At 58.9% G+C, this 5420-nt stretch carries 3 protein-coding genes and 2 pseudogenes; 3 read left to right on the plus strand and 2 right to left on the minus strand.

Translation table 11 applies throughout. The annotated features are described in order from the left end of the window. The first annotated feature begins 2137 nt into the window (after nucleotides 1–2137). The 3 genes and pseudogenes from IC50_RS39845 to IC50_RS41830 form a co-directional block, all read left to right on the plus strand. Nucleotides 2138–2962: pseudogene (locus IC50_RS39845) on the plus strand (IS6 family transposase). 249 nt (nucleotides 2963–3211) lie between these two features. Continuing rightward, nucleotides 3212–3799 carry a GNAT family N-acetyltransferase gene (locus IC50_RS36900; protein ID WP_063629895.1) on the plus strand — a complete coding sequence of 196 codons (588 nt, stop codon included), beginning with the start codon at nucleotides 3212–3214 and terminating at the stop codon, nucleotides 3797–3799. A gap of 286 nt (nucleotides 3800–4085) precedes the next feature. After that, nucleotides 4086–4333 (plus strand): annotated as a pseudogene (locus tag IC50_RS41830) (IS6 family transposase); the annotation flags it as partial. Nucleotides 4334–4503: 170 nt separating this feature from the next. Here IC50_RS41830 and IC50_RS42700 read toward each other — a convergent pair. Both IC50_RS42700 and IC50_RS36910 read right to left on the minus strand, forming a co-directional pair. Beyond that, nucleotides 4504–4674: a hypothetical protein gene (locus IC50_RS42700; protein ID WP_018648285.1), complete on the minus strand. Its 171-nt coding sequence runs from the start codon at nucleotides 4672–4674 to the stop codon at nucleotides 4504–4506. A 56-nt stretch (nucleotides 4675–4730) separates the two neighbouring features. Beyond that, nucleotides 4731–5420: NEL-type E3 ubiquitin ligase domain-containing protein (locus IC50_RS36910; RefSeq protein WP_035716565.1), on the minus strand; the 690-nt coding region annotated here is incomplete at its 5' end.

The following is a 5420-nucleotide window of genomic DNA, read 5'->3' on the forward strand; positions in this document are numbered from 1 at the left end:
CACGTTCCAAGAAAAGTGGGTACTAGTGAACTCAATCGATACGGCCCTCATCAGAAGTTCCTTCACCCCGATGTTATGGGGCATCACGTGCTAACCGATGTCCGCCCTGCACTGAGCCCTGATGCCACATTCATGCCAAAGGCCCCTTTTGTTTGCGGACGCTTGTCACTTGCGTTCGCCAAACGACGTCCGGGTATAAACCCCTTGCTGAGCAGATCGACAATCTCGATGTCCTAAGAACAAATGGCCGTCGGCATCACGTCTGATAAGTCCGACCGCTGAGGGCGGAGACGCCAAGCCAACGCGACCTTATTGCTTGAAGCCTAGTTTCATGTTGCCTCAGAGTAAGCTGACGACCACGGCGCTCGTGGCGACACGCGAGAAGGCAACCTTCAGCACCCCCCCCTGGAAAAGCGATCCGAGATGTTCGTCCGCGAACCAAGCAAGGGACGTGTCGATGAAAATCGCAGCTGCTCTGCGTCTTCTACGAATGTTTGTAGCGTCGGAAGTCAGACATTGTTTCGGAGCTGACAATCGACTCTGTTAAAGTTCTGACAACACGCTGCGCAAGAAGGGGTGGCATCCCGGTCCATAGTCCAAATATTGTCATCAGAACTTTAGCGATGATCAGAGCTACAGCTGTGATGCAACGGGCAGCGTGACCGTTTCCGTATATGGTAAGAACGACCGGAGCGCAGGGGACTGCGCTCCCATTTTCATGGGGCATCTTTTTCCAAGGCACCACGTCAGGAGTGTATTGTCGCTCTGTCAGTGGCGAGAACACTTCCGCTGGTTCTGGCGACAGCGACGTTCGGCGCCGGTGCGCTCGTATCCATAACCGACGCTACATTGAACGCGCGCCGAACCAGACGGCTGCAGACCGCAGCATTTCTCACCTGAGCGTAGGCACGGATCGCACAGCTGTCCCTGTGCTGCGGTCTATGGTGGCAAAGAAAGAAGGAGCAGACTGCAATCAATCCTACGACGAATACGGGACGCGACATTTCCCCTCCTCATTTAAGGACAGCGGCAGTCCATCTACCATCTGTGAAATCAATCGTCCGCTCGACCGCGAGCCCCCCGGCTCCCTTGTGCGGAGAGCTCGCTCTATTTTTCGACATCGGGTATTCGACAATACCTGACACTACCGGAGCGCCGTCGCTTCCGTCGCGCGGCACAAGGGCTCGATCCTGCACGCCGACTTTCCTATACGGTGCTATTGCAAAGTGGCGGCCGTGTCTCAGAGGTTCTGGCGCTCACAGCTGCTGCTGTTGAACTGAAAAGCGGAAGCGTAGCGCTTCTGACCCTCAAGCGTCGAAAGAGTGACGTGGTACGACAAATTTCCCTACCGCTGAAACCCGGCCGAGGCGCGAATGGAGTTTCCGGAGTTGGCTGAGGTGTGGGCCACGATCTTTCCTGCCGTAGAGAAGGCGGCGGAGGAAGCGGAGCGAAAGTTGCGCGATTTCGTCGCTCAAGTCGGGTAGTAGAAATTTGCGGCGCTCACGCGCCGCCGAATTTTCAGACCGGGATGCCGAGCTTCTTCGCCTTGTCGCCCAGATTGTCCTGAATTCCCGCGCCCGGGACATGCATCACGCCAATCGGCAGCTCGTTGAGCATCGATTTCCGTTGTCAGGGTTGCAACGGCGTCAGTCGATGCCTCCGCGTCAGCCCTTCCAGCGATCTCTCCAGGTCGTCCCGACGCATCAGGACGGCGGCGTCCGTATCATTTACGGTTCGGTCGAGCTCTTGAGTTCGTGTTCGTAGCGCTCTGGACACAGCCGGGTCGGTGGCAATCAGCGGGAACACCTGACCCTGCGACCGGGCGATATCCTGACAGGCCATATTGAAGGCCCCTTCGGCTGAAGCGCGGCGATTCTTCGCGGCCTCCATTCCCGCGGCAGCTTCCTCGCAGCGAGCGCTCGCCGACTGGAACGCGCCAGCAGCAGCGGATTTCGCCTCCCACGCCTTGGCGAGGGTTTCGTGGGCCGTTCGACGACCTTCGTTAATCCGGGTCCGGTGACTCGCGGTCGCCCCACCGTCAAGAAGTTCAGCTCAGGCGAACGCTTCTCTACCAGTCGACGTTGTTTGGGTTGGGCCGCGCTCTGCGTCGATTTGCGACCGTGAATGCTCAAACGAGATGGCCGCGACCGCGCCGTCCGGCTCCGTTGCAGCGTCATTTCGAGCTCACCAGCCCGCTCACGCAGTGCACCGTACTTTTGCGCAACCGCTGAAAGTCTGTCGGCGCAGCCCACCGGGGCGGCGTCAATATGCCGTTTGGTTGTAGTTCCCGTTTCCCTTAAGCTTGCGCATAGTCGAGGAAATGCTGGAGGCGCGTGGCACTGTTGACCTATGAAGCCGTGCGCCAGTGGGGACCGAAATTCGGCAAGGCGTTCTCCGATCGGTCCGCGAGCGCGCTCCCGCTCGCGGTGACAAATGGCATCTGGACGAGATCGTTATCTCGATCGCGGGCGAACAACATTAGCTCCGGCGCGCTGTCGACCAGAATGGCTTCGTTCTCGACGTCTTGATCCAGCGCGGAAGAGACTCGCGCGCTGCGCAGCGGCTCAGGAAGAAGCTCTTGAAATCCGCCGGCACGCCGCCGCGCGTGATGATCACGGACAAGCTTCGTTCGTACGGCGCTGCGAGGGCAAAGACGGGCCTTTGGGTCGAACATCGCCAGCACAAAGTTCTCAACAATCGGGCCGAGAATTCTCATCAGCCGACGCGACGACGCGAGCGGATCATGATGCGTTTCAACTCCTCCAGGCCCACCGATTTCTGTCAGTTCACGATCAGGTCTCGAACCTTTTCCACATCCCCTATCCCGGAGCCCTGACTGCCGACTTCCGTCGTGCTTGGCACGAGCGAGCCTTTGCGACTTGGCGCGAGATCTCCATGACAAGCGCTATCGCCGAATCTCGAACCTTTGAGAAGCGCCTCCTTCAGCTCAGCGGTCGGTTAAGTTGACGATGCCGTCGCTCGACATTCAGTATGGCACAGGGATTGCAGTGATGAAAAAGCGCTCCGGAAGCTGAGCACGGCGAGCCGGTGCCGGGCGATGGATCTATTCTGAGTCGTTACGGAACATGACCATCAGCGGGCAGAACCCAGGTGCAGCCGGTCGATATCAGGAATCTGGTGATCGGCCACGTCTTCTTTATGTCGTGCCACGTAACTCTGACAGGTAGACAGAAAATTTGGAACCCACATTATGCCGGCGGAGTCGGATATCAAATGTGCGAATGCAAACATTCGAACAAGCACCGTCTGGACAATTGTGCTCGGCTTTGCCGCCGATCCATTGATGCGGTGGAGTTGGCCTGACGCAAGCCAATATCTTCGGAGCATGCCTCGGTTCGTTAACGCCTCTGGTGGACCAGCATTCGAGCACGGCACAGCATACGTCACGGAAGGGATCCGCGCCGCAGCCCTGTGGCTGCCGCCTGGCGTGCAGCAAGACGAGTCCGCGTTAGACGAAATAATGGCGCTGTCCCTGAACCCGGCGATCACCGAAGATATGGCGCTCCTGCGGCAGGAAATGGCCGAACATCATCCGTCCGAGCCGCATTGGTACCTGCCTCTCATCGCGGCCGATCCGAACTGGGTCGGACAAGGACTTGGCACATTGTTGATGAAATACGCTCTTCAACGATGCGATGAGCAGGGCATTACCGCCTATCTGGAAAGCTCGAATCCCGATCACATCCCCTTTTATCAAAGCCACGGCTTCGAGGTCATTGGCAAAATACAACATGGTTCTTCGCCGCCGCTCACGCCAATGTTGCGAGCAGCCAAATAAAGCGAAATTCAAAGCCTGTGTTCGCATTGGCTCACGAGGGCCACCTTTCAGCACTGCTTACGTATTGTCTGCGGCGGCGCTGATTATTTCGCCAGCAAGTATTGGGGCGACTCGGGCTCGCGGCGATGCTCCATGATGTCGGGAAGCTACCATTCCGCTGACGCTGTTCGACAAGCCGGGCCGTCTAAATGAGGAAGACAGCAGACTGATCGAGACACATCTGGTCGACGGCTTCGGAAGACTCTGGATGGCGTTAAGTTAACGAATTGGAGCCGCCGAGGGGGTGGTGACGACCAGCACGCCGACCGCCCGGACCCCTCTTTATCGCCGCCATCGCTTCCCACCGGAAGTAATCAGCTATGCCGCTTGGTTGTATTTCCGGCTTCCTCTCAAGCTTGCGCATGGTCGAGGACGTGCTGAAGTGCTGGCGGCGCGTGGCATTGGCGTGACCTATGAAATCGTGCGCCAGTAAGACGAAAACTTCGGCAATGCGTTCTCCGATGGATCCGCTCGCGCGCTCCCGCTCGTTCAAACGACTGAGAGCATGCACTTGACCGACCGCGACAATCGCGATGATCAAAGCCGGTTGTTGACGCGTCGATTTCGCTCGCCCGAGGACGAGTACGAAGCAAAGGCGGCGCGCGGTCACGACAGAATTCCGGCGGAGCATTCCGCAGCCCGGTAGAAGGCCCGGGCATCCCGTCTTACAAGGAATCGGCAATGAGGCTGCGCGCCGACCATTTCATGCTGCCGCACACCGTGCGATCTTCACGGCGGTAGATGCGTGCTGCCTCAACGGGCCGCGCCTCAGCCTCCTCGCTCGAGCGCCAATCGGCAATCGTCAGCTCAAAGATGATGTCGATTGCAGGATCCATCTTGAGGCAGCGCCACAGAGCAACGAAGAATATCCCCGCGGGACTGTTGGGAAGTCTTATTGTTCTAGGCCGCGCTCTGCGAGCAGCCGGTGCATGACCTCGCCTTTGATCTCGCCTGCGATTTGGTTTCGGACTTGGGCTCCGAGCACCCGCTCGGCATCGACGTCGCCCACCAGACCATGTTCGGCCAGTCGCTGATCCAGACGGCTTTGGAACTCTTCGCCCATGGCTTCGACGAGCCGGTCTTGCATCGCTGCATGTTCGTCTGGAGCGATGCGCCTCAGCACCGTCTCCCAGGGTTGCCAGCGGCTTGCCATGAAGTCGGTGAACTGGCTTGCTTCCCGCTCCCGGACCAGGTCGAGCGCCTCCGTCGCATCATCCTCGCTTACGTGAGAGACCGCCAGGAAGCGCATGTCAGGGGCGACGTGACTGAGCTCCAGCGGCTCGCGCAGCCGATGTTGATAGGCCAGGTAGACTTCGATGTCGTCTACGTTCGGGTTGCCGCTGGCGAGCGAGTTGATCCTGTCGCGCGCGATCTCGTCCAACGCCTCCAAGCGGAAGGCGACACGGCCGCGCTGGATCAGATCGCCAAGCCGATCGTCATATACCCCGTCCTCGACGTCAGCGTTGAGGCGCGCGGTCTGCATACCATTCCAGTGCAAGGTGACACGATCCTCGCAGCTCGCGTTGGCCTCGGACGCCTGCGCAAAGAACTGCTCGCGCAATGTCGGATTGGCGGCCGCCTG

It is taken from the genome of Bradyrhizobium genomosp. I (2014) (genome assembly GCF_000261685.1).
Classification (GTDB): domain Bacteria; phylum Pseudomonadota; class Alphaproteobacteria; order Rhizobiales; family Xanthobacteraceae; genus Bradyrhizobium.

Coding starts and splice junctions, on each gene's coding strand:
- IC50_RS36900 (WP_063629895.1), top strand. CDS start 3,212: ATGCCGGCGGAGTCGGATATCAAATGTGCGAATGCAAACATTCGAACA.
- IC50_RS42700 (WP_018648285.1), bottom strand. CDS start 4,674: ATGGATCCTGCAATCGACATCATCTTTGAGCTGACGATTGCCGATTGG.